Origin of the sequence: Salipaludibacillus sp. HK11, assembly GCF_047795645.1 — a bacterium.
Taxonomy (GTDB): domain Bacteria; phylum Bacillota; class Bacilli; order Bacillales; family Salisediminibacteriaceae; genus Salipaludibacillus.
In genome coordinates this window covers 3972505-3998302 of sequence record NZ_CP181045.1, presented here as the reverse complement: position 1 = coordinate 3998302, position 25798 = coordinate 3972505, and the positions used below count along the sequence as shown (strand labels likewise).

Below are 25798 nucleotides of genomic sequence, written 5' to 3'. Positions count from 1 at the left end.
CATTGGGGAAGAGATCGAAGGGAATTTCTTCGCGTAATCGAGGAAAACCACCTCACAAATCCATATTTTACAACAAATAAAACGAAACCATTTTGAAAAAAGCTTGATCAAAATGGTTTCATTTTTTAGAACGTACATACGTTTTTTATAAAAAAAGTTCGATTATTTTTCTACCTATATTATACAACAAAGCTTCATTATTATCTTGAATTACTCATATTATGATAAGATACTTTTTCTTGTGAAAATACTATCGTTCCTAATCCAACCTTTAAAATTTATTCCAATCAAGAACCTCATCAAGAGGAAGACACCTTTGTTATTCTTAATTAATCATTGCTTCCAATTTCCAATGGAACATTTGTGATCCTCCATGGCTGGACACTATCAACTTCCATATCAATATCGTCTGTAGATACTGTCTGTATACTTGGCAACCCTAATTCAATGACGACTTCATCAGTAGAAACGGCCGGCCAGACGACTGTTGCTGTATAGTAGGCTGCTTCATCATTTGATAATTCAGTAGACCTAGGCAAAAATCGTTCAGCGAGTGGTAAAATAAATTCCACATCCTCGTCCTCAGCATTTTCTAAACGTTCCTCTCCTACACTTTCAGATAAAGGTTCCATATAATAATCTACTGGGTAATAGCGTTGTCCTTCATGCAGCAACGTGATATTGTAAATAGTTAAACCGCTAAATCCAACAGCATCTTTATAATGCCATCCTCTCGCTCCTGAAAGAGCTGTTGCACCAGAACCATAAGCAAGCAAAGCATTGGATTCAAGTTCATCTTCGTAGGTTTGTACTTTTATTCTCCCTACAAATAAGTCATCTACCTGGCGTAGGGAGAGAATTTCTACTACACCATGTTCTGTAGGTGCTGCGTTCGGAAATTCTACTTCTACACCAAGTGCTTCAGGTAATTCTGCACTCTCTATCTCCCTTTCAATCACTTCTGCAGGTGGAGTAAACTGAATTTCCACACGCCTGTTTTGCGCACGTCCTTCTTCCGTGTCGTTGTCAGCAATCGGTTCTCTAAATGATTCCCCTCCAATGGTAATCTCATCAAATGGTGTTAAATCCGTCACTTCATCCAGACGATCATGAACAGCCTGAGCACGATCTTCTGAAAGTTCCTGATTGTATTCTTCTGTATTCACATTGTCCGTGTGTCCGACTATCTTCAACTCTCCACCTTCAGCCCCTTCAAGTTCAATTGCAGATACTTCTAGTTCGCGATCTGCTTCACTGGTCAAGTCAGCAGAATCAAAATCAAATAACACATCACCTGATAACAATAACGTAGCATACTCTATTTCTTCAATTTTACTAACTGACGTGTCTAAACCTTCTTGATAAGTCTCCAAGGACATCGTACGAGTTTGAATGTTATCAGAATACGTTTCTGTCATTTCCTCAAATTGACTTCGGTTGAGTTCTCTTTCAACAATTTCTTCCACTGTCGGAACCCCTTGATGAAATCTCTCTTCAACCGTTTTCCCTACTGACTCATAGTCTTCTTCTACTTCTGCTAAACTTGTAATTTCTGCTTCTTCTCGATTAATGACAGGGACATTCTCCGCCATTCCAATACTACGAAACAATATATGCACTTGCTCAGAAACTGGCGCTTCAAAAACAGCAAAATAACGTACAGGTTGATGATCAGGTCCCATCGTCATTCGATTGTTCAAGCTCCCCTCGCCTAAAAAGGTTTCTAATGCTTTTCTGGACAAACCATCGCGATGATCTGACTCATAATTCAGAATAGCCACATGGGAAGCAGATCGCTCTTCCCCGTCAATAAGGCGTACATCAAAGTTCGATACTTGATCTTCCTCTTCATACCCACCAAAAAAAATATCTCTAAAAAACGGCTCAGCCTCATGATCAGAATCTACTAAAACAGGTAGAATCGCATAGTCACCTTCAACGACAATCGGACCAACTTCTGTTACTAAATCATATGCTTCGCCCTGATCAAAATCCCATAACTCTTCTTCAATAACAACTGGATCCGGGACGGTAAATGTTTCTTCAAGTTCTCCTTCGTTATCTTTTGGCGGTTCCGTTTCTTTTTCCACTTCTTCTACTTCTTCCTCTGCTTCAGTATCATTCTCTTCCTGAACTTCTTCTATCTCTTCATTTGCTTCATTATTACACCCTGCCAGCAAGATAAAGCCACTAGCTATTAATATCATTTTTTTCACGTTTACGACCTCTCCTTAGTTTTATTAAATAATTAGCGTTGCACTAATGGGCGGAAAATAAGAACACTCTAAATATTCAATTTTTTCTAAAGAAAAATTTTGAATGCTAAATGGAATTAATATGGAAAAGGCACTATGTTTTTATTATATACTTGGTCTAATAGTAAATAAAGGGGAATTTTTATGGATCAATAGCGAAATCTGGTATTGTTTATTGTTTCAAGTTTAGAATGTAGGTTGGAAGTACACACCTGCAAATAGAAAATCCATTTTGAAAAAAGATAGATCAAAATGGTTATCTATACAGCAAATTTCAGTTCAGTTTAAAAAAAATGATCATTTTATAGCTCTGTGCTTCCACAAATGGACACCTGTTTGTGGAAGCTATAATCAAAAGGTACTAGTTACAGTTACTAATAGGCCCATAAAAGACATACCTATCCCCAATAATACTCTTTAGAAATGTCTTCGTTTTAAATCATTACTTATTCAATATTTTCAGGGGTGTCATGTGTACCTCGTTCTTCTATGTGTACTTCAAAATCAATACCATCATTCTCCAGTTCTATTTTTCTATCTTCCGCTTCTTCTAACGTACTATAATACCCTTCCTCAACAAGTAATGTATCTTCCTCAGAGTGTAATGTTCTCACCTGCTTTGCATCTCTTTCTTCAAATTCAAACCCTTGTCTAGCAATATCCTCCAAGTTATCGTCTTGCGAAATAGAAGTCGTTCTTACGGAGTATACCGTAGCATACTCATCTTCTCCCTCTGCTTCCCTGACATCTGTCACAATTTTGGCTGGATCATGCATTTCGAACACTTCAAATTCAATAAACTCTTGCACATACGCCGCTAATTGTATCGTAGCATCATCAAATAACGGGATCGTTTCCATATATGAAAAGAAATCCATGTTTGATAAATCCGGTATTTCTTCTGGTAGACCACGAATTCCGCTCAATGTATAAACGATACGAGAAGGATATGCTTCTTTTGTCACTTCAAAGTGATTCGGTATTTCTGCAGGGCCTTCAAGCTCTTGATAAGATCCTTCATAAATATCGAGAACTAGTCTCTCATAACTATCATGAATACCATGATCGATATTCCCGACACTTCTTCCATCAGTTACTTCACCACCGACAAACGTGCCACCTTTCATATAATTATCTTCTTTTGTTGTCGCAGCATCTCGTTCTTCTCCTTCATCTGCTAGTTCAAATTCTCCTTCTCCCGTTTCTCCATTACTCGTTTCATTTTCATCAATACCCTCATTGGTTTCATTTTCATTCATGTAGTTGTTGCCTTTTTCATCTTCGCTATCTTGCTCGTTTGTATCGTCGCTATACAAAGCTTCAGTTGTATCATCAGTGTCCTCATCCTCATTTCCTGTTGTATCCTCATCACTATTTACACAAGCTGATAACAATGCTACACATAAAAACATCGTAGGTACTGTCTTCGCATACCTTCTCATTATGTATTCCTCCCATGAATCACTTATAAGATAGCTTTTTTATAGCGCAATTTGTCCAAGTAAAATGAATTGGTCGATGATCTTTATATTGGAACATCACTTTTAAAACTAAGTCATTAATCACAATTTATTGAAACTAATGAAACTAGAAACTGATGTACCATGATACCGTTTCACATCTCCGATTCCAGTATATATGTGTAAAATGACAATAAATTCGTATAAAAAGTTCTTGTTCCTGCTTTGATTCAGCAAGATTTTCATTATTTCTATTTTTACTCGGAATGAAATAGGAAACACATAATACCCATTAACTGAAAACTATTTTCATAAATAAACATACCCATCAAATGAGCCTTGCAAACTTTTGATCTCTTCCAATATGACGCAAAAGATCACCCACACTATATTAAATGTAAGGTCGTGTCCACTATCCCCCATATGGAAAGGGGGTGATAAAGATGGTTAGTGTATATTAAGTCATAATTTAGCGATATTGATCATCCTCTTCGATACTTATCTTTAATATACATCACTTAATTATTCTTGTTATGACAATGGTATATATAAAAAGGGAGAACAAAATAGAGATCATTAGTGCATGAATTATTCCAATCGTTAAATTCTGATTATAAGTTAATACCATTCCTACTCCACTTAAAAGCTGTACAAATATTAATAATAAACTAACAAAACCGATGCTTAATAATAGACGTTGATGCTTATAAAGTTTTAATACCCATAAAACAAACACTATAACAAGAACGGTTAACAACATGCCTGCTAAACGATGAAACATTTGAGCAAATACAATTTCTCCTTCGCTAAATAAAACAAATTCTCCATTACATAAAGGAAACCCTGTACAAACTGTAGCCGCCCCCATATGCTTTACAAATGCACCTGTATAGATAACAGTATAAGCATAAATAGTAATGGCAATGATAAAACGCTTAAAATGTCTTCCAACTTGTACTCTTACTTTATTAAACGGTTTTTCAAATGTAAAAAGAGTAATCGTAAAAACAGCTGCTAAAGAGATTGCTGAAAAACCAAAATGTAAAGCCATAATTAATGGAGGTTGTCCAAATACAACTTGTCCAGCCCCCATTAAACCTTGAATAATAATTGCAGCCGAAGCTAGAATTGCAAAGAATTTTATTTCTTTAATAAAATTCAATTTTCGCCAAGACCAGTAAGATAATATTAAAACCAGTATCCCTGCAACGCTGGAGATTAATCTATGAGTGTACTCAATAATGGTTTCTGTCGTTGGGTTATATGGAATGACATCACCAAAACAGAGCGGCCACGTCGATCCACATCCTTGACCAGATCCTGTTTTGGTGACAATAGAACCTTGCAAAAGGACGAATAACACAAAAATTGTTGTTATAATTGAATATATTTTTAATTTTTTCATGTTTCACCTCGACTAGTGACTCGAACATCTTCCAGCCAATTCACAATTTTATCTATGATCATTTCCTGTTGTTCATCAACTGTTATCAGAGCTTCATTATCACCAGATTGACTACCATATACACCAAAATAAGCGTGGTTACCACCTGGAATTTCAATAAAATTAGTAGTTGTTTGTGGTAAGTTCGAGCTGTATTCTTTAATTTTATCAGGTGTACTTAGGCCATCCTCTGCCCCGCTTATGGATAGAACAGGTAAGTTGGATTCACTTAAAAAATCATTACTTGCAGCATATGAGCCAAGTAATATAAGCCCGTTCACTCTATCTAAATATCGGTCTGCATACATAGCCGCTGCAGCACCTCCCATTGAATGACCACCAATATACCATTCTATGCGATTATCATTTTTTATTATTTCATTTGCTTTAGAAATATCCAAAATTGGCAAATTCAATCTAACCGAGGGTATAGCTACTGTAATATTTTGCTTTGATAACTCTTGTGCTAAATAGCCATATGCTTCAGGTTCAACTTTTGCACCGGGATAAAGAATTAAACCTTTATCGGCATTTTCAGCTGTATAAATATACCATCCATCTTCTAAATTTTTAACTTCCTCTATTTTGAGTTGTGGAGCATCTATAACACTATATGTATTTTGACTCCATATAAAGAATAAAGACAAGCTCAAGATTACTATTATACCTAAAGTGATAAACGTAATTAATAACGCTTTTTTATTGAGAATTTTCTTCATCATTAAAATCGAACCTTTCCAAATCGAATTAAGTAGAGAGGTGTAGACATTCCATTAAATTCCTTTTTTTATGAACATCTCGATTAATCCGCTTAAAAAAAGAGCTCAACATCAAACCAACAGATAGGTCAATGACATAAAAAAACTACAAAAAAATAAACTTTAGAACATTAAATACAAGTAAGATTTCTCAAATTCCGTTGTGAACTCGCTATAGGAAACGATTTATAACACCATTATCTATTATGTCTTTTTAGACATATGAAACTATAGACATTCTAACAACGAAAAATACTTTGGTCAAGTTAATATGCTATAATTTTTTATAGACAAATATTAAGGAATTGATGTTTTATGAGCTTACGTTATGCTTTGTTAGGGATAATTTCTAGAAAACCAGTAACAGGATATGATGTGGTAAGAATATTTAAGCAACAGATGATTTATTTTTGGAGTTCGACTCATAGCCAAATCTATACAGAATTGCATAAAATGGAAAACGATAACTTAATAGAACACGAATTAGTTATTCAAGGAACCTCACCAAATAAAAAAATATACTCCCTTACAGATTCAGGAAAGAAGGAATTAATACGCTGGGCAATTGAAGAACCTTTAAAACCAGCAAAAATTAAAGATGAATTTTTAATTAAAGCGACTATTTTTCCTGTTTTATCGGTTATAGAAATTAATAAATTGTTAGATGAAGTTATAGAGAGAGAAGATAGAATTTTAAGTATGACACAACAGTGGAAAGAGCACTTTAACAATCAAGAAGAACGAGACGTAGGCACTATGCTAACAGTTGAATATGGAATTAGATATTCTGAAATGTACTTGGAATGGTGTAAGTGGGCAAAACAATATATCAATGAAATTAAGTAATAATTCATACGTGTTTTATATCTATTGCTTTTTTGCATCCACCAACCTCAACCTAGAAAAAGAGCGTTAGAAAGTCAGGGATATGTGTGATCACAAAAAAAACGAGAAAACGAAGGAAAAATCGTCACTCAAGATTGAAAAAAAGCACGAGAAAGAGAGTATGATTTTGATTTACTGCAGTTTTAGCAGTTAAAGATGGAGAAGTTATTGTAACAATCACTCCGCACTCAATATCCGATATGTAAGATATGACCGAGGCACTTGATGATGGCAAATATTTAGACGGTTGGAAGGAAGGAATGGGTAATAAGGTCAGTATTTAAATACGTCTTACAGAATAAAAAAGATATAGTTTTTACGATTTAGAAAATATATAAATCTGCTAACATTGTTTTATTTTATAGACAAATACTGCCCATTTATACAGAACGAATGTTCCCAAAATGATATAATACAACTATCCCCCATACAGAAAGGGGGTGATGTAGATATGGTTGAGTGGATCATTCTTTCGGCTGCTATTCTTAATATAGCCATCGCTGCTATTAATTTAGTAACTGCGACGATGACGAATAAAAGTCGAAAGAAAGCAGAAAAAGAGCCACCGCCCTCTGGCAAGGACATGTAGCTCAACTGCTTAACACTGGAGAGAATTTATTTCCTCTCCACCCATATTCTCCTCTTAGTATACGATGATTATTCATTCTAAGCAAGAGAAAGGATTTGGTAACAGTGACCGCAGTTGTCCTGATAACTTCTTTTTTTGCGCTTGCTATATCTATATTTACTTTTGGCTATGTGTTCATCAACCGAAAGTAATATTTTATCATATGTATTGTGGTTACACGAAATTAGATGATAAACAATCTATCTTTTTGTAAAAATCTTTTGAGTTCACCACCACAATCCAACCCATTCTGCCCCAACGCCTAAACCTCCTTCGCCCCTCATCCCCATCAACCCATATGTATAATGTTATGAACCAAAACAGCCCTTCCAACATCCATAATATGTAATTTAAACTTATAAAAATGAAAATGTTTTGAGCTGAAAAAACTACGACAAAGACATCGGTGAAAGAGAACGATGGGAAGTTACGCGTGTTCTGATTCCCTTCAACATCGAGGAAAAGAGTGAAAGAGAGCAAGATGGATATGTGCGATTACTAGAAAAAGGCCCGAGAAAACGATGGGAAGGTCGTCTCTCGGATTTGGAAACAGGATCGATTCAGTCGCTTGCTCGTCACGGTTCCTGACTAGATCAAGATAAATGCTCTGATCTGTCCTGTGATGACCTAATCAGACGAGTCATCATCTTACGTGGCAGTAACCGCGGCATAAATGAAAAGAACCGATTTCTAGCACCTGGTATAATTAACGTCTTGCCACGCATGAAGCCTTGGTATCCTAATTCAGCAACCCGTGAGGCTTCCATGATAGCACCATTCGACAACTTTGAAGCTCCCATACCCGAGCGATCAACAAAACCAGTTGACGTCAACCCTGGACAAAGTGCTGTCACAGTAACTCCCGTTCCGCTTACTTCGTTCTCCAAGGCCTCGGTGAAGGACAACACGTACGCCTTTGTCGCATAATAAACCGACATCAAAGGTCCAGGGAAAAAACTCAACACGGAAGCCACATTAATCACACCACCTTGGCCACGTTTGATCATATCAGGCAGGAACAGTTGTCTTTTTGTAAAAATGTTACACTCTCATCCCCCACATCCCTAACCCCTTCTCCCCCATAGCCTCAACCCCCATTTCACCCTCATTTTCACAAACCCATCTGTAATAATGTTTTGAGCCAAAACAGCCCTTTTCCCACCCATAATATGGAATGAAAACGTATGAAAATGCTAAATAGTTTTGAGTTGAGAAATCCCCGTTAAAAACAACCGCAGAAGAGATTGAAGGAAAATTCTACGTCTCCCAACTCCCTTCAACACCGAGGAAAAACACTGAAAAAGAACCGAAGATATCTCCGTCACCGCAAGAAAAAAAGCCCGAGAAACCATGAGAAATAACGCCTGAAAGGATCGAAGAAAAAGAGTGCTTGAAGGCTTGTTGCGACAACGTTTGTTGGTCTTGAAGGCAAGAGGAAAAGAGTTGAAAAAAACGGTTGGAAAGCCTCTTTAAGGCGTGGAAAAAGAGCGTGGGGAAAACATGTGAGGGAATGTGCTGTGGTTGCAGGTAGGAAAGAAAAAAAGCCTGAGAAAACGACGGGTAGGTCGTCTCTCGGGCTTGGAAAAAAGAGTGGGAAAGGGTAAGTGACACTTTGTATTATAGTTTTGAGTTCACCCCCCAACCCCCAACCCCCGTCTCCCCCAACGCCTCAACCCCCATTTCCCCCTCATTTCCACAACCCAATCTGTAATAATATTTTGAGCCAAAACAGCCCTTCCCCCACCCATATTATGGAATGAAAACTCATGAAAATGCTAAATAGTTTTGAGTTGAAAAACACCCGATAAAAACAACGGTGGAAGAGATCGAAGAAAAATTCTGAGACTTCCCACTCCCTTCAACACAGAGAAAAAAGACTGAAAAAGAACTGAAAATATCTCCTTCACGCAAGAAAGAAAGCCCGAGAAAACATGAGAAACAACGCCTGAAAAGATTGAAAAAAAAGAGGGCTTGAAGGCTTGGTATGACGGTGTTTCTTGGTCTAAAAGGCAAGAGGAAAAGATGCGAGAAAAACGGCTGGAAAGCGTCTTTAAGGCGTGGAAAAAGAGCGTGAGGAAAGCTTAAGGGGAATGCGCTGTGGGTTAAGGAAGGTAAGAAAAAAAGCCTGAGAAAACGACGGGATGGTCGTCTCTCGGGCTTGGAAAAAAGATTGGAAAAGGGTGAGTTAGGGGTATCCCAACTCAAATGTTTTTTACAGGTGACAAAAGATTAATACATGGCGCAAAGTATTTTTACAAAGACGCAAAAATGTTGCCTCTCCTCTTTTACCTTACTCCACCGTAACACTTTTCGCCAAATTACGTGGCTTATCTACATCGCAACCTCTGTGAAGAGCAGCATAATAAGCTATCAGTTGCAATGGAATGACACTCACTAATGGCGTCAGATAGTTGTGGACTTTAGGGATAACGATTTTGTCGTCTTCCTCTTGAAATCCATCCATACTGATCATACAAGGATAAGCGCCGCGAGCGACGACTTCCTTCATGTTTCCACGAAGATTTAAATGAACGTTTTCTTGAGTTGCTAAACCGATCACAGGTGTACCTTCTTCAATCAAAGCAATCGTTCCGTGCTTCAATTCACCACCAGCAAAACCTTCTGCCTGAATGTAGGAGATCTCCTTCAGTTTCAATGACCCCTCCATACAAACGTGATAGTCCATCGATCGGCCGATGAAGAAGCAGTTACGTGTCACACTTAAATAATCTCGTGCAATCTCTTCTAAAACATCCTTCTTCTCGGTGAAAATTTCCATCGCGTTAGCTACAATTCCGAGTTCTTGCAGTGGATCGAAGTCCATTTCTAACCCAGATGCTCTTGCTGCATCAACAGCAAGAATAACAAGAACAGCCATTTGAGCTGTGTATGCTTTCGTAGAAGCAACAGCAATTTCTGGACCAGCATGCGTGTGTAACGTGAATTGTGCTTCACGAGACAATGTTGAGCCTGGTACGTTTGTAATTGTTAACGTTTGATGACCTAATTTTTTCACATTCACGAGAACTCCGCGTGAGTCCGCCGTTTCCCCGCTCTGTGAAATGAAAATAAAGAGTGGTTTTTTGCTTAAAATCGGCATATTGTATAAGAATTCACTAGCAATGTGCGTTTCAACCGGAATGTGAGCGATCTTCTCAATCATTTCTTTCCCCACAAGACCAGCGTGATAACTCGTACCTGCCGCAATAATATAGATTCGATCCGCTCCAAGGACAGCTTGACGAACGTTATCATCAAGTTTGATGCTATCATCTTCATCTTTGTACTTTGTAACAATATTACGAATCACAAATGGCTGTTCATCAATTTCTTTTAGCATATAATGAGGATACGTACCCTTCTCTATATCACTACTATCAATCTCAGCAACATAAGAATCACGTGTTACCACATCACCAGTCATCTTCTTAATTGTTACATTATCTTTAGTGACGATGACGATTTCCTCATCCATGATCTCAACGAATTCTTTCGTGACTTGAAGCATCGCCATCGCATCACTTGCAACAACATTGACTCCATCACTAAGTCCAATTAGGAGCGGACTTTTATTTTTTCCTACATAAATTGTTTCAGGATCTTCAAGGTCTAACAGAGCAGTCGCATAAGAACCCTTCAATAAGCTAAGTGCGTGACGAAATGCTACTTCCGTTGTTTCTCCATCGGAAGCGAATTTCTCGACAAGCTGCACAATGATTTCAGTGTCCGTGTCACTAGTCATCTCAACGTCAGGAAGGTATTCGCGGCGAACTTGTTCGTAGTTCTCAATGACTCCGTTATGAACAATCGTATATCGAGCTGTTTGATGTGGGTGAGCATTTAACTTACTTGGTGCACCATGTGTTGCCCAACGAGTGTGTCCAATTCCAACCGTCCCTGCTTCGGTTTGATTAACCGCCTCACGAAGAGTTGCTATTCGTCCTTTTTCCTTGTAAACATGAACACCTTGATCGTTAGCTATAGCGAGACCTGCCGAATCATACCCTCGATATTCCAATTTTTCTAAACCTCGTAACAAGATTTCCTTTGCATCTTCCGCACCAACATATCCTACTATTCCACACATATTATCATTTCCTCCCTCAAGTGGGACAAGAAATGCTTTGGGGCATTTGTTGCCCCACTCTTTATCTTATCGTTCGTACATATAATTGAAATAAATAATTTTTCACCATTGCTATAGTCTTTGTTCAAAGAGTCGCCTCTTTGTTTTAGACTATTGACTTACGGTTGTGATGAAACAACCGAGAGGCATCCGCCGAATCATTCGATGAACCTCTTCCTCGTCAACTGCGATATTTTAATGGTCAACTCGCAGTCCTGGCGCTTTTTATTGCTAGAAAAACTCTATTGTTCAATCCCCCTCGCTTTTTTTGAATAGCCTAATCATACTACATTCGTAAAAATTTGGTCAAATGTTTTTTTATCATGTCTTTTCCGTAACGAAAGTAGCGTAACTAGTAATTAACTTGCTAAAGAAATAATCTCCCACTCTTACCTTATGATGATTCTGTCTAAGGTGTTCATTTATGTACCTAAGATAAAGGAAAATATGATAATGTCCTTTTTTCAAATAAAAACACAAAAGCACCTGTTATTGCAGGTGCTTTTGTGTTTTATTAATTTATTTAGAATAAATTTACTCCAATGACCCTAACTCTCGCTTAACCACATCTACAATCTTTTGCACGTATTTAACGCAAAGCTCTTCGCTTGGTGCCTCAGCCATAACTCGAACAAGAGATTCTGTTCCTGATGGTCGAACAAGAATTCGTCCTTCTCCTTGCATTTCAGCCTCAACAGCACGGATTTCATCAGCAATTACGCCACTATTGTATAAAGCGTGTTTATCAGCGACGCGCACATTTACAAGACTCTGAGGATACTTCTTCATTTCACTTGCTAATGCAGACAAAGGTTTTCCAGTAGCCTTGACAATTTGCACAAGCTGAATAGCTGTCAGCAACCCGTCTCCCGTTGTTGTGAAGTCTAGGTAAATAATGTGCCCTGACTGCTCACCACCGAGATTGTATCCACCTTTACGCATTTCTTCCATGACATATCGGTCTCCGACGGCCGTTTGCTTTGTTTCTACACCTTCATTTTCCAAAGCTTTGTAAAAACCAAGATTACTCATCACCGTCGTAACAACCGTATTGTGATTGAGACGACCAGTTTCTTTCATATATTTTGCACATATGTACATAATCTGATCACCATCGACAATGTTACCCAATTCATCAACCGCGATAAGTCGATCGGCATCGCCATCAAAGGATAAACCTATGTCTGCTCCCTTTTCTTTTACGAGAGCAACCATTGCTTCAGGGTGAGTTGATCCTACCTCTGCATTTATGTTCGTCCCATTTGGAGTAGATCCGATACAAGAGATTTGATCTGCCTCAAGGTCGGCAAATAAATGATTTGCCAATGGTGATGCGGAACCATGGGCACAGTCTAAAGCAATATGAAGTCCAGAAAAATCTTCCGTCACCGTCTGCTTCAAAAATCGTAAATACTTTTGTCCACCTTCGAAATAATCGCTAACCGTACCAATCGCGCCACCAACTGGTCGAGGTAAATCGTCTTCCATATCATCTTCTTTCAGTAGCAGTCGTTCAATTTCCTCTTCTTGACTATCCATTAGTTTGAAACCATCAGACCCAAAGAACTTAATCCCATTATCCTCAACTGGATTATGTGAGGCAGAAATCATCACTCCTGCATCTGCACTTAATGCCTTTGTTAAGTAAGCAACCCCTGGAGTAGAAATCACTCCCAATCTCATCACTTCAGCACCAATGGATAATAACCCAGCAACAAGCGCGCCTTCTAGCATATGCCCTGAAATCCTCGTGTCTCTCCCGATCAGGATCTTTGGTTTTTCCGTTTCCTTTGTAAGGACGTACCCACCGAACCTACCTAATTTAAAAGCTAATTCCGGAGTCAACTCTTTATTCGCTACCCCTCTGACTCCATCTGTTCCAAAAAACTTTCCCATACTATCTCTCCTTCAAGTTTTTCATTAAAATATTTATCGAATCGAATATTCGTTAGGTTTTTCAAGAAGTATCTTGATTGTTTTCATTTGAAATATTAGCATTCGTTTCGTTGTTCACACCATTGCCATTGCTCTCGTTTTCAATATCATTTGATTCATTATTTTCATTCGTCCCAGACGGATTAAACGTCTCATTTGCTTCCAAAATGACGAAAGATACGAGCATACCATTTTGCTCAAAACGTAGATTTTGAGGTCCTTCTACGGTTAGCGCCACTTCATGCTCCCCTTCAGACAATCCATCTACATCAAGAGATGCTTGTAAGCTATCACGTTCTAGACGTTCCAATGCACTTGGACTTCCTTTCACAACAAGATCAAATTGCCCATCATCTGGTGAGAGAAATTCTATTGATTGTCCATCTTCTAGTCCTTCTACGTCAATGTCAAATTCCGAAAACTCTCTCTCTTGTTCGACGGTTGCTGCCACTTCAACTGTAACCACTTCTGGATCCACTCTCTCTATCCCGTCAGGCAATGGTACTTCAACATCAAACGTTGTATCACCATCAATTTCGGTTATATCAATCGATGGTAAATCAATAAATGAAATTTCGTTAATAACATCTATAGGACCATAAATCGTTACGTTTTCCGGGTCTGTTGTAATAGCATCAACCGCAACTCCATCAGGTAGTTCCCCCTCTTGGCTTACTCTAATCGGAACTTCCTTATTAGGACTCGTAACCGGGACCTCCACATCAACGACTGGAGGATTAGCAGTCAATTCCAACTCACTGCCATTCCCATCGTACAGAGTTACAGGAATTGAATCTGAGAAATCAGAATCCCTTCCAGTTAAATCAACGTCCACTCTCGCGCTTGCAATTTGATCAATCATCCCTTTAGCAGCTGTAACATCAATAGTTGACGGCGTAACTGACGGGGTTCCTACTACATACCCATCTGCAATTTCTCCTTCATTAGCTAAATCCACTTCAACTGGAAACGAAGCCGTTTGTTTTTCCTGAATCGCCACTCTCACAGTCGTTGGAACAACAGAAAGGGATAAGCCTGCAGGAAATCCCCTATGTTCCACACGTTCATAGTGAATACCAGCTTCCAAACCTTCAAGATCAACATATAACTCTTGCTGTCCTTGAATGATTTGTGCCTGAACTAATAAACTTTGCGGACCACGGAGAGTAAGTTGAACAAACTCTGGAGCTTCCGTAAGCACATAATTCTCCTCATCATAGTAGACTTGTAGTTCAGCTTCTTCTAGAAATCTTGATCCTTCTGTCCCTGGAAGACTCCCCGGTGAATTCACAGTATCACCAATATCCACCATCAAAAATAACATAATTGCTATGACCACTGAGCTCAATTTTATAAACCAGTTTTTATTAAACAGTTTATCTAATCTATCCATTCTTCTTACCTCCCCACGTCCAACGGGAAGTGGAACCATTTGAACCTTGCTTTAATAATTCTAACTCTAATATTTTCCGAAGTGCTTCTTCATCTAGGTTCCGATGGATTTCCCCATTTTTTGCAATAGATACCGCTCCTGTTTCTTCTGATACAGCGATCGTAATTGAATCCGTCACTTCACTGACACCTAAAGCTGCTCGATGACGAGTGCCTAATTCTTTCGAAATGAATGGATTCTCAGAAAGTGGCAAATAACAACCGGCGGCCATAATTTCATTATTTTTCAAAATCACTGCACCATCGTGGAGTGGCGTATTTGGGATAAAAACATTTATTAATAGTTCGGAAGTTAGTTTGGCACCCATCGGAATACCTGTTTCGATATAATCGTTCATCCCAGTTTCCCTCTCCAGTGAAATTAATGCCCCTATTCTACGTTTGCCCATATAGTTCGCGGCCTTAATAATATGTTCGACCGTTTGTTTGACTTCTTCTTCATCTGCGATCGTACTTGACTGAAACATGCGACCTCGACCTAATTGTTCAAGTGCTCTCCTTAGTTCAGGTTGGAAAATAATGATGATAGCTAGCAACCCATATGTAACAGCTTGTTGCATTATCCATTGCAATGTATTTAGTCCAAGATAACCACTCATAAACCAGACAGCCAAAATAACCGTGATCCCTTTTACAAGTTGCACAGCACGGGTACCTCTAATGACCATTATTAATTTATATATAACAAAGGCGACCAATCCTATATCTACGGTAATCGCTAAAATTTCCAGTATTGATATATCTTCAAGCATATCAGTTCCTCCATAAATCACATTTATGTTTAAATATGTACGTTAATTCTTTCTTATTATAACATAATTTATCAGCTTACTATTCGCTATATGTTGTAAATTTATGAGGGTTTAAACGTTTAGTAGTCACGCTAGCAAAACTCAACTGCTTGAGAAAAGGCACACGGAGTTCCCGCGCGCCTTGTTTCATTCATTATTATTATTTTCTTTCTCCTCTTTATCACTATCTATAAACCCGACTACTTCTGAGAAAAATGATTTTGTTTGATACCATAACCAATGCATTACTTGGTTAATTTCGTTAATTTCACCTGAGACTTGATCTGCTGAAGCCATAAGATGCTCTCCATTTATTACAGTGATATTACCCGCGACTTCACCAACAATTTCGATGTCACCGTTCCTAACTAGCAAATCGCCGGTTACACTCTCTCCTTCAGGGATGACAACTACCCCGCGTTCTTTATCTATAATAAATTGACCGTCTCCTTTGACGACAATCTCTTGACCATCATTACCTAAAGCAGCAGAAAGGCTGACAATAAAAACAAGGAAAAACGTCGCAGCTGTGATTAAAAATGGGTGCCTTCGAATCCAATGCTTCCATTTCTGAGCTTTTGGCTGTTTTGGCAACTGGCTCATCACGTTTTCCGTGAAATTAACTGGAGCTTTATAATTAGATGCGCTCTGAATAATCGCAACTGTTTTTTTCAATTCTCGTAATTGTCTTTCGCAATCGTCACAGGAGATGATATGCTGTTGGAATTGTTTTTTCTCTAAAAGGGTCATTTCATCATCTAAATATTTATGAATAAGTGCTTTATTCTCTTTTGAACAAGCCATCCTCTAGTCTCCTTTCCACGACTACGAATCTCTCAGCCGCTTACGCAACGCTTCTCTCCCGCGATGTATCCGCGTTTTCACCGTCGCTACTGGAAGATTTAATATTTCACTGATCTCTTTCAACGAAAGATCCTCCAAATATTTAAGGATTATCGCTGACCTATATTTAGGTGGCAGTTGCATCACTTCGTCTTGAATCCACTCTTGCATTTCGAATTGCACAACCTGATCTTCAGGTAATACATCATCCCCTGAGATCTGTGAATAATAGTTAAGATCTTCCGTTCCAGCTACTTGATCTTCCAGATGAAAGTCAGGCTTTTTTTTGCGGATGCGGTCAATTGCTAAATTCGTCGCAATCCGAAAAAGCCACGTTGAAAACTTACGATTTATATCGTAGGAATCAATATTTGAGTAGGCGCGCAGAAAAGCTTCTTGAGAAACATCTTGCGCTTCATGGACGTTACCAAGCATTCGATAGACAATATGATACACTTTGTCTTTATATAAATCCATCAGCTCTGCAAAAGCCTCTTGATTGCCTTTTTTAACTTCTAAAATAATTTTTTTTACGACGATATCCATCCCGCATAACCTCCGCTTCCTGCGGTATCTCTATATACGTACTAAATCAATAATAGGTTTCAGTTTCACAACCTTTATTTTATCACTTCAAAGTCAAAAAAACAGTTGATTTCAAAAAAATCCATGTTTACTAAAAATTAGTATTGGGAACTTCATTAATATCACAGTTAGATTTTCTTACATCACCAAGATGTAACAGTCAATTTTGAAGGAGGTAATCCATGAAGCACACCAAAACTCAATCCATGAATGATCTTCTGCAAAAAATTGAACTCGTCCGCAACAGGATGAATCATTTGTCCTCTCATACTACCCTCAGTTCATCTGAAATACTCAGCTTGAGCGCTCAGTTAGATAAACTCCTAAACGAATATGAATGGAAGCAAAAGAATCAAAAGTAACAGATGGAATGGATAATATATTAATAGGATAAACCTCGAAAATAAGCATTTTATTGTCTGACAATGGCTCAGTTTAAAAAAGTTCATGATGTTGGAGTTTTTAATTAACTTAAAGTTTTATTGGGGGAAGTACCAAAACGTTAACCTAGTGGTGGATGTTATTAATGGCAGGGCTAGCAGGATTCGAACCTGCGGGTCACGGAATCAAAATCCGATGCCTTACCGCTTGGCTATAGCCCTAAGTAGGTAGTTTTAGAAGGAATATATGAGTTTAATCACGTCCACTAATTGATAGTAAATAGACACTTAAACTAAGACAATAACTGCTCGCCACATAAATTACGATACCCATCTTCTAAAAAAAGTATACTTTTTTTAAAAAGCAACTTCACTTAAACATAGAAAAAAATTGCCTTCAACAGCAATTCAACGTAAGTAATATGGTGACCCGTACGGGATTCGAACCCGTGATACCGCCGTGAAAGGGCGGTGTCTTAACCACTTGACCAACGGGCCTTGGCACAGTTTTGGAGCTTCCTAGCGGGCTTGAACCGCTGACCTCATCCTTACCATGGATGCGCTCTACCAGCTGAGCTAAGGAAGCATGGCTCCACAGGTAGGATTCGAACCTACGACCGATCGGTTAACAGCCGATAGCTCTACCACTGAGCTACTGTGGAATAATGATTTATTACCAAAAGCTAGGAATCTCTTCGTCACCTTCGTTTACTTAAAAGAGCGAGCTTAGCGACGTCCTACTTTCACAGGGGGAGATCCCCCAACTATCATCGGCGCTGGAGAGCTTAACTTCCGTGTTCGGCATGGGAACGGGTGTGACCTCTCCGCGATCGTCACTAAACCCTGCTCACAAAAAATGTCGTTTATCTTTGTGAGACATTTGATATCTTACTATTTATCTCATGAAAATTCAAGAGAATTGATCAAAATAGTTTGCTTTTTTTAAAATTAATTATTTTTCTGATGATTTCGATTAAATTTAGGCTTTCTTAAATACTTATGCAAATCTTTTGACGAGGCAAACCTTTTATATATTTTGAAAACAATTTGATATCGTTCTTCCATCGATTTTCTAATAATTCCATCAATCCGCTCATCATTTAAATCAAGTAATAATTCTTCTAACTCTCGTCTTAACAAATACTCCGTTTCTTCAGCTTCTTTATCGTTTAACATTAATCCAATCATATCATCACCTCATCCTTCCTGATAGAAATTATTTTCTATTTGGCGTCATTTTATTCATAATTGCCTGTCCTTCGAATACATATTAGGTAAACAGTGGACAAGGGGGCAACATGATATGAATTTTATTTGGGTATGGCGTGCAAAAACTTTAAAACGATATATGATAATTGGAATTGCGGCTTTTTTTACCGCTGGGATTTTGTTTGTCGAATCACCTTTCCTTCCCGTCTTTTCACCTGATGACGGCGATGGACCTGTCGCAATTCATCGAGTCGAGGCCGAGCGACCAGAATTGGCACTTACTTTTGACATTAGCTGGGGCGAACAGCAACTTGATCCCATCCTTGAAATTCTCGAAGAAAAGAAAGTAGAACAAGCAACATTTTTCGTCTCAGCCGCTTGGGCAGAACGACACCCTGATCTTTTGCAAAATATCGTTGATGCTGGATTTGAAATCGGTAGCCATGGTTACCGTCATGAACATTACACTAGTTGGGAAGAAGATCAGATAAAAAAAGACATTCAGCAGGCACACAACATTCTATCAGAATTGACAGAGAAATCTCCACAGTATTTGCGTCCTCCCAATGGCAGTTTTGACAAACGAGTTTTAGAAGTAGCCGATTCTTTGAATTACGATGTCATTCACTGGAGTATTCATTCACACGATTGGGAAAATCCTGGAGTTGACGCCATCGTCGAAAATACGACGACGAACATCTCCAACGGCGATATCTTGCTTTTTCATGCCTCTGACTCAGCAAAACAAACACCAGAAGCCTTACCGTTGGCATTGGATAAACTAGAAAAAGACGGTTATTCATTTGTTTCCATCTCTCAATTAATGACAGGGGTAGAAATGGATGCAGAAGAAATTGACTAAAATATAATTATACCTTTCCGCTAAAAAAACTCAGTCCGATTATTTACGGGACTGAGTTTTTTTATTTCTTGTTTGCTGATTCGCTTGTCTTTCCTTCTCATTGACTGCTTCTACTCCCGGTTGCTTGCCATTAGGTTGCCTGTGTAAATGATGCAAGACAAGGATTTGCCACGTATTTGCTACGAGTAGCGGGACAATCGCCGTAAGTAGAAACGTATAATCATTTTCTCTTAAGGCCGGGATCCACTCAATTAGTGTAACAACTACGATAAAAAAGACCGTAGGAATAAACGCTGATCGATTCGTGTCTTTACTTTTAATTGCAGCGACAATCAACCCGTAGCCTAGCAACAATAATGGAAATATTGCATAGCCTAACATCGACTCCCCTTCACTTGCAAAGAAAAAATGCCTAAAAAACATTAAGTCAAAGAGAGCAAATGCGATAAGTACGACTTGAACTTTATTCCATAGCTTGACCGACTTAAAAATTCCTAAGCCAAACCGATGAATCGTTAAGTAAGCAAAAAACCCCATTTGTGCAATGACAGTCCAAATAGCTGATGTGATAATCACCATAGCCACACCGCCAAAACTAAGGTTACTCAAATCATTCATATGTGTTTGCCAGTCCAAAGTCATTCCAATGATAAAACCAGCAGTTGTTCCGATTAAAAACGTTGAATAAAATAAAAAAACGACTTTTCTAGAGTTCACTTGTTTTTCCTCCCACTACGTTTCATCCATCGCTATTGTATCAAAGTTTTAATTTATAACGCCAGTTTTTTGCAAGTAATTCTAGAAATTCCACTGAATATGCCTTATTACGTACCAAACTGAATAAAAAACCCCTCCAACTCTCATATTAAAGATAGTGAACTGAAAAGGGGACGATTGTATATGAAAAAAATAGCAATTATTATTATCATACTGCTTTTTCCATCATCTATTACCGGTTGTGGTGCCCTTGAAAATACGGAAGCATCCCAGCCCGAATATGAAAAGACGAAGGAAATGGTTGTTGATATGCTACAAACAGAAGATGGCAAAAAAGCGATACAGGAAGTTTTGAAAGAAGATAAAGTGAAAGAGCAACTCCTTATGGAACAGGACTTTATCAAGGATACTATTGAGAAAACTTTGGCTTCTGAAGAAGGTAAAGAATATTGGCAAGAAGTACTGAAAGATCCTGAATTTGCAAAAACATTTGCTGAAAGTGTACAAAAAGAAAATGAAAAATTATTAAAGGATTTAATGAAAGATCCTGAATATCAAGGGATGATGATAGATATTTTAAAGGACCCTGAGATGGAAGAACAGTATGTAGAGCTTACGAAGTCAAAGGATTATCGAAAAGAAATTACCACCATCGTGACCGAGGCGATGGAAAGCCCTCTCTTTATTGCGAGAGTTAACAAATTATTGACTGACATTGCCAAACAGGAGTTGCAAAGTCCTGAGTCTGGCGAAGGGGGCGGCGGTGGAAGTGAAGAAGATGAAGGTGGAAAAGAGGAAGGTGGATCTGAAGAAGAGGATGAATTAGGGTCCTAACTCAATGAAACACCATTGAAAAACCCCGTTCAGAATGGTTTTCTCCACTCTAAACGGGGGTTTTTATTATTCTTCTGTTTTCTTGATTATTTTCTCTGCCATCTCTGTGTAAATCTTCCCGATAGGATGATTTTGATCGTAAACAGATGGTGCAAAGTTTTCTTTATCAATCTCAGGCTGACCTAATGGGATTCGCGAAAGGATTTCTGTTTGCAATTCTTCTGCAAGCTTATCTCCTCCACCTGTACCAAAGACATACTCTTTTTCATTTGTTAATTTACTTTCAAAATATGCCATGTTTTCCACCACACCTAGAATTTCATGCTCCGTTTTCAATGCCATCGCCCCTGCTCTTGCAGCGACGAACGCCGCAGTTGCGTGAGGTGTCGTCACAACAATTTCCTTCGAATGAGGAAGCATCGAATGAATATCTAATGCAACATCGCCTGTACCAGGAGGTAAATCTAACACTAAGTAGTCTAATTCATCCCATTCAACTTCATTGAAGAAGTTATTCAACATTTTCCCAAGCATTGGGCCACGCCATATGATTGGGGAATTATCTTCAACAAAGAATCCCATGGAAATAACTTGAACATCAAAACGAGTCACAGGGTAAATGCGTTGCCCTACTACTTTCGGCCGCTCTTCAATTCCCATCATATCAGGAACACTGAAACCATAAATATCTGCATCAATAATTCCTACTTTTTTTCCTTGTCGAGCTAATGACGTAGCAAGGTTGACGGATACCGTTGATTTTCCTACGCCACCTTTTCCACTAGTAACAGCAATAAATGTCGTATTCTTGTTATCGAGAAGCGACTTGCCTTCTTCATCCTCTTGAGTCCCTGCACCGTGTTTTTCCAATTCTTCGTCGGACAACTTCTCGAAACGAAGGCCAACGGAATCAGCACCGGCACCTTTGATTGCAGTAACTACTTCCTGTTGTAACTGCATTTGTTCAGCAGTTCCAGGTTGCGCAATCGCCAGCTTCAAACTCACGAGCTTTTCTTTAATTTTCACTTCTTTGACCGCATCTATTTCCAACAACGGCTTTTTCAAATGTGGGTCTTGAACAGATTCTAACGCCTTTAACACTTCTTCTTCTGTTAACATGGAGACACCATCCTTTATATAATCATTTATGTATTTGTTTTCCACTACACTACGTGGATATTATAACATACATTAACCCTGGTTATGTTGATCTAGGTCACACTCCAAAGAGAAAAGAAAGCCTATCCTGCTTCATCAGGAAAAGGCTCGTTGTTTGTATATCTTAACAGTCCATTGTATATGGAGGCTGCGATTTTTTGTTGATAATCCTCTGTCGCAAGTGCTGCTGCTTCCTCGGGGTTGGAAAGAAAGCCAACTTCAACGAGAGCTCCTGGAATCGCTGCTTGCTGAATGAGATAAACATTGTGAATCGGCTTTGCTAGCCGTGTCGTGTTCTCTAAATTTCTTACTAGTTCATTTTGAACGTGCTTAGCTAACGCTTCATTCTCTTCGATGGCGCGATTATAAAACGTTTGTGCCCCGCTCCATCTTGGCTCCCCAATGGCATTTAAGTGCAGGCTGATGTAGAAATCAGCATCCGACTCATTTATTAGGCTAACTCGTGCTTTTAAATCCTCCACCTTACGAGAACGGACTTGTTTCGTGTCAGAAGCGGCCAAATCCTTATCTTCTTCCCTTGTCATGACTACCAATGCTCCCGCTTCTTGCAAAAAATCGCGAAGATGGAGGCTAATTTCAAGGCTAACGTCTTTTTCTAATAGTCCCGATTTTGAGCTTGCTCCACCATCGATACCTCCGTGCCCCGGATCGAGTATCATCATTTTTCCTGAAAGTGGCAATCCATAACCTGTTGAATCTTCCGTTGTTATAAACAAAGGAGTTAAAACCATACCTACCGCAATGATAAAGGCTATCCCAAGCAATCCCCACCATTTTTTCATCTTGTCCCCTCCTTGCCTGTACTATATATATGGGACAATGGGAAAAATATGTGTGAATTACTTGCTCTAATGAAGTTTTAACTGATATCTTTTCTTTCCTTCATCAAAACCTTGGCGCCACCATTCGTAAATATAGCCTGTAGCTACATCTTTATAAACGTTTGCTTGCGCTTCATCCAAATTCAACCAAGCAGTAAATTGCGCTACCGTCTGATCAATTTGTGCATTAATTTCTTCCGGACATCGTTGCATAACCTTATATTCCGATTCACCATAATAACCAAAACGAGCAAATTCTGCACCTAACAGGAACGTATCAATTCCCATATCAAGGCAAAAATCCTGCAAGTAAAGTTGCGAAACTGTCTCTTCTCCCTCATGAGCGAAAAATCGTCGCTGAACATCTTTTTTCATGTCGTTTATCGATAACGTGCGGAGCATGCTCCGTTGATATTTCCATTGTTTCTCTTTACGTTTTTCTCCTAGTGTAAAATCGACATTCATCCCCATTCGAGCACTCCTTTGTGATACAAATTCATACCCTTAGTGTTGATGGAATGAGCTTTTTCATAAGGACAAATATATGGTATCAGAGGGAAGAACCAAATTAGGATGTTTCAGCATAGAACCTTTGTTTTTGTGCAAAGAGTGACAGAAATCCAGCATAAAACGTAACGTTTGTGCAAACACAACACTTTTTTGTGCAAAAAGCCTCCATTTCAGCATTTTTCCCTAAAATGACGTACAATAGTTGATATATACGACTTAAATTAACTAATAATGTACGTTTTCATACAAATTTACAAAGATTGGAGTCCTTCATTTATGTACCGTCACCTGGAAGAATGTATTATTGATCTGGAAAAACACGGTCACCTGATTCGTATTAAAGAAGAGGTCGATCCTGACCTTGAAATGGCAGCGATTCATTTGAAAGTGTATCAAGCGCGTGGTCCTGCATTGCTTTTTGAAAATGTGAAGGGATCGAAATATTGTGCTGTTTCCAATTTATTTGGAACTGTCGAGCGTAGCAAATTTATTTTTCGCAAAACATGGAACTCCGCGCAAGATGCAATCGCAGTCAGAAATGACCCGATGAGTGTTATTAAACACCCATTAAAAAATATTAGTACAGGATTTGCTGGAGCAAAAGCATTGCCACTTAAGGGGCGCTCATACAAAGGGAAAGAAATTAATATATCAGACATTCCGCAAATTAAATCTTGGCCGATGGATGGCGGTGCATTTATCACTCTGCCTCAAGTGTATACAGAAGATCCTGACAAATCAGGAATCATGAATTCCAATTTAGGGATGTATCGTGTCCAGCTAAGTGGGAATGACTATAATGAAAATGAAGAAATCGGCTTACATTACCAAATTCATCGTGGAATTGGCATACACCAAAGCAAAGCAGTAAAAAAAGGTGAGCCACTGAAAGTAAGTATCTTCGTTGGTGGACCTCCTTCGCATACATTAGCTGCTGTCATGCCGCTTCCTGAAGGATTGAGTGAAATGACCTTTGCCGGGTTACTGGCTGGACGTCACTTCCGTTATAGCTACATCGATGGTTATTGCGTGAGTCATGATGCTGACTTTGTGATTACGGGCGACATTTATCCGAATGATACGAAACCAGAAGGACCGTTTGGTGACCATCTCGGTTACTACAGTTTGACGCATGAGTTTCCAGTGATGAAGGTGCACAAAGTATATGCCAAGGAGAATGCGATCCTTCCATTCACCGTCGTCGGTCGTCCTCCACAGGAGGATACGTCTTTCGGTGCAGTCATTCACGAAATGACTGGTGAAGCGATAAAGCAAGAAATTCCAGGTGTACAAGAGGTACATGCCGTGGATGAAGCAGGTGTTCATCCGTTATTGTTTGCAATTGGTAGCGAACGTTATACGCCATTTGAAAACGCAAAACGACCTGCTGAAATTTTAACGATTGCAAATCGAATTTTAGGTACGAACCAACTTAGTTTAGCTAAATTTCTTTTTATAACTGCTGAACAAGACGAGCCGCTTGACACACACAAAGAAGCAGATTTTTTAGCATATATTCTTGAACGTCTCGACTTACATCGTGACCTTCATTTCCAAACGAACACAACGATCGATACGCTTGATTATTCAAGCAAAGAATTAAATAGCGGAAGCAAAGTGGTTATTGCTGCTTACGGAGATAAAAAACGCGAATTGTGTACGGATGTTCCAGACGTCTTAATGAATGTATCAGCATTCAGCAATGCACAACTCGTCATGCCAGGTGTTATTGCATTGCAAGGACCTGAATTTAAAGATGAAGCAACTACGGAACAACAAATGCAAAAGCTATCTGACGAGGTGCAAGCAAGTGGCACGCTTGATTCTTGTCCCTTAATTATTGTCTGCGACGACAGTTCCTTTATGAGTAAAACGATCAGTAATTTTCTGTGGGCGACGTTTACACGAAGCAATCCGTCACATGACATACACGGCGTGAACAGCTTTTTCAAAAATAAGCATTGGGGCTGCGACAACATGATTATCGACGCTCGCATCAAACCACATCATGCTCCACCTCTAGTCGAAGATCCCACAGTTGACCATAGGATTGAGCGTTTCTTTGCATATGGCGCTAGTTTGGGTGACTTGAATGTGTAAAGAGTTGTCATTGGATAAGATTTT

22 protein-coding genes, 4 tRNA genes and 1 rRNA gene are annotated in these 25798 nt (G+C 38.9%); 6 read left to right on the top strand and 21 right to left on the bottom strand.

Annotated features, from left to right (window positions below; translation table 11 throughout):
• Positions 1-329: 329 nt before the first annotated feature.
• From ACM26V_RS18925 to ACM26V_RS18910, 4 genes are all read right to left on the bottom strand, one after another.
• Positions 330-2207 (bottom strand): OmpA family protein, encoded by a 1878-nt coding sequence (locus ACM26V_RS18925; RefSeq protein WP_416151916.1) that lies wholly within the window; start codon positions 2205-2207, stop codon positions 330-332.
• A gap of 494 nt (positions 2208-2701) precedes the next feature.
• Positions 2702-3697, bottom strand: coding sequence for a hypothetical protein (locus ACM26V_RS18920; protein ID WP_416148278.1), 996 nt, complete (start codon positions 3695-3697; stop codon positions 2702-2704).
• Between the two features lie 532 nt (positions 3698-4229).
• Positions 4230-5120, bottom strand: a complete 891-nt coding sequence (locus tag ACM26V_RS18915; protein ID WP_416148277.1) for a COX15/CtaA family protein — start codon at positions 5118-5120, stop codon at positions 4230-4232.
• Positions 5117-5881, bottom strand: coding sequence for an alpha/beta fold hydrolase (locus ACM26V_RS18910; RefSeq protein WP_416148276.1), 765 nt, complete (start codon positions 5879-5881; stop codon positions 5117-5119). Before ACM26V_RS18910 ends, ACM26V_RS18915 begins: the two co-directional genes overlap by 4 nt.
• A 351-nt stretch (positions 5882-6232) precedes the next feature.
• Here ACM26V_RS18910 and ACM26V_RS18905 point away from each other — a divergent pair, with 351 nt between their 5' ends.
• Both ACM26V_RS18905 and ACM26V_RS18900 read left to right on the top strand, forming a co-directional pair.
• Positions 6233-6763 carry a PadR family transcriptional regulator gene (locus tag ACM26V_RS18905; RefSeq protein WP_416148275.1) on the top strand — a complete coding sequence of 177 codons (531 nt, stop codon included), beginning with the start codon at positions 6233-6235 and terminating at the stop codon, positions 6761-6763.
• Positions 6764-7253: 490 nt separating this feature from the next.
• On the top strand, positions 7254-7391 hold the full coding sequence (locus ACM26V_RS18900; protein WP_416148274.1) for a hypothetical protein: 138 nt from the start codon (positions 7254-7256) through the stop codon (positions 7389-7391).
• Between the two features lie 632 nt (positions 7392-8023).
• Here ACM26V_RS18900 and ACM26V_RS18895 read toward each other — a convergent pair.
• The 7 genes from ACM26V_RS18895 to sigW all read right to left on the bottom strand — a co-directional run bounded on the left by ACM26V_RS18895 (position 8024) and on the right by sigW (position 17123).
• On the bottom strand, positions 8024-8437 hold the full coding sequence (locus tag ACM26V_RS18895) for an SDR family NAD(P)-dependent oxidoreductase (RefSeq protein ID WP_416148273.1): 414 nt from the start codon (positions 8435-8437) through the stop codon (positions 8024-8026).
• A 1283-nt stretch (positions 8438-9720) separates the two neighbouring features.
• The gene (gene glmS, locus ACM26V_RS18890; protein ID WP_416148272.1) at positions 9721-11517 is read right to left on the bottom strand and encodes a glutamine--fructose-6-phosphate transaminase (isomerizing); all 1797 of its coding nucleotides are present in this window, start codon (positions 11515-11517) and stop codon (positions 9721-9723) included.
• Positions 11518-12090: 573 nt separating this feature from the next.
• Complete coding sequence (gene glmM / locus ACM26V_RS18885; RefSeq protein WP_416148271.1) at positions 12091-13452, bottom strand: phosphoglucosamine mutase; 1362 nt, start codon at positions 13450-13452, stop codon at positions 12091-12093.
• A 61-nt stretch (positions 13453-13513) separates the two neighbouring features.
• Positions 13514-14884: a YbbR-like domain-containing protein gene (locus tag ACM26V_RS18880; RefSeq protein WP_416148270.1), complete on the bottom strand. Its 1371-nt coding sequence runs from the start codon at positions 14882-14884 to the stop codon at positions 13514-13516.
• The gene (gene cdaA / locus ACM26V_RS18875; protein ID WP_416148269.1) at positions 14877-15695 is read right to left on the bottom strand and encodes a diadenylate cyclase CdaA; all 819 of its coding nucleotides are present in this window, start codon (positions 15693-15695) and stop codon (positions 14877-14879) included. Before cdaA ends, ACM26V_RS18880 begins: the two co-directional genes overlap by 8 nt.
• Before the next feature lie 186 nt (positions 15696-15881).
• On the bottom strand, positions 15882-16538 hold the full coding sequence (locus ACM26V_RS18870; protein WP_416148268.1) for a zf-HC2 domain-containing protein: 657 nt from the start codon (positions 16536-16538) through the stop codon (positions 15882-15884).
• 21 nt (positions 16539-16559) lie between these two features.
• The gene (gene sigW / locus ACM26V_RS18865; protein WP_416148267.1) at positions 16560-17123 is read right to left on the bottom strand and encodes an RNA polymerase sigma factor SigW; all 564 of its coding nucleotides are present in this window, start codon (positions 17121-17123) and stop codon (positions 16560-16562) included.
• A gap of 221 nt (positions 17124-17344) precedes the next feature.
• Here sigW and ACM26V_RS18860 point away from each other — a divergent pair, with 221 nt between their 5' ends.
• On the top strand, positions 17345-17524 hold the full coding sequence (locus tag ACM26V_RS18860) for a Spo0E family sporulation regulatory protein-aspartic acid phosphatase (protein WP_416148266.1): 180 nt from the start codon (positions 17345-17347) through the stop codon (positions 17522-17524).
• A gap of 165 nt (positions 17525-17689) precedes the next feature.
• Here the strand turns inward: ACM26V_RS18860 and ACM26V_RS18855 are convergent.
• From ACM26V_RS18855 to ACM26V_RS18830, 6 genes are all read right to left on the bottom strand, one after another.
• A tRNA-Gln gene (locus tag ACM26V_RS18855) sits at positions 17690-17764 on the bottom strand.
• A 201-nt stretch (positions 17765-17965) separates the two neighbouring features.
• Positions 17966-18040, bottom strand: a tRNA-Glu gene (locus ACM26V_RS18850).
• 12 nt (positions 18041-18052) lie between these two features.
• A tRNA-Thr gene (locus ACM26V_RS18845) sits at positions 18053-18128 on the bottom strand.
• A gap of 1 nt (position 18129) precedes the next feature.
• Positions 18130-18204, bottom strand: a tRNA-Asn gene (locus ACM26V_RS18840).
• Positions 18205-18266: 62 nt separating this feature from the next.
• A 5S ribosomal RNA gene (gene rrf / locus ACM26V_RS18835) occupies positions 18267-18383 on the bottom strand.
• Between the two features lie 107 nt (positions 18384-18490).
• Positions 18491-18730: a hypothetical protein gene (locus ACM26V_RS18830; RefSeq protein WP_416148264.1), complete on the bottom strand. Its 240-nt coding sequence runs from the start codon at positions 18728-18730 to the stop codon at positions 18491-18493.
• Between the two features lie 115 nt (positions 18731-18845).
• On the opposite strand from ACM26V_RS18830, the gene pdaB reads away from it, so the two are divergent.
• Entirely contained in the window at positions 18846-19613 is a 768-nt protein-coding gene (gene pdaB / locus ACM26V_RS18825; RefSeq protein WP_416148263.1) for a polysaccharide deacetylase family sporulation protein PdaB, read from the top strand.
• A 39-nt stretch (positions 19614-19652) separates the two neighbouring features.
• Here the strand turns inward: pdaB and ACM26V_RS18820 are convergent, their stop codons facing one another.
• Complete coding sequence (locus ACM26V_RS18820) at positions 19653-20330, bottom strand: KinB-signaling pathway activation protein (protein ID WP_416148262.1); 678 nt, start codon at positions 20328-20330, stop codon at positions 19653-19655.
• A gap of 183 nt (positions 20331-20513) precedes the next feature.
• Here ACM26V_RS18820 and gerD point away from each other — a divergent pair, with 183 nt between their 5' ends.
• Positions 20514-21164: a spore germination lipoprotein GerD gene (gene gerD, locus ACM26V_RS18815; RefSeq protein ID WP_416148261.1), complete on the top strand. Its 651-nt coding sequence runs from the start codon at positions 20514-20516 to the stop codon at positions 21162-21164.
• Between the two features lie 66 nt (positions 21165-21230).
• Here gerD and ACM26V_RS18810 read toward each other — a convergent pair whose 3' ends face one another.
• The 3 genes from ACM26V_RS18810 to ACM26V_RS18800 form a co-directional block, all read right to left on the bottom strand.
• Complete coding sequence (locus ACM26V_RS18810; protein ID WP_416148260.1) at positions 21231-22283, bottom strand: P-loop NTPase; 1053 nt, start codon at positions 22281-22283, stop codon at positions 21231-21233.
• 122 nt (positions 22284-22405) lie between these two features.
• Positions 22406-23125: an N-acetylmuramoyl-L-alanine amidase CwlD gene (gene cwlD, locus ACM26V_RS18805; protein WP_416148259.1), complete on the bottom strand. Its 720-nt coding sequence runs from the start codon at positions 23123-23125 to the stop codon at positions 22406-22408.
• A 66-nt stretch (positions 23126-23191) separates the two neighbouring features.
• Positions 23192-23635: a DUF2521 family protein gene (locus ACM26V_RS18800; protein ID WP_416148258.1), complete on the bottom strand. Its 444-nt coding sequence runs from the start codon at positions 23633-23635 to the stop codon at positions 23192-23194.
• A gap of 315 nt (positions 23636-23950) precedes the next feature.
• Between ACM26V_RS18800 and ACM26V_RS18795 the strand changes: the two genes are divergently transcribed.
• On the top strand, positions 23951-25774 hold the full coding sequence (locus ACM26V_RS18795; protein WP_416148257.1) for a UbiD family decarboxylase: 1824 nt from the start codon (positions 23951-23953) through the stop codon (positions 25772-25774).
• The last annotated feature ends 24 nt before the right edge of the window (positions 25775-25798 follow it).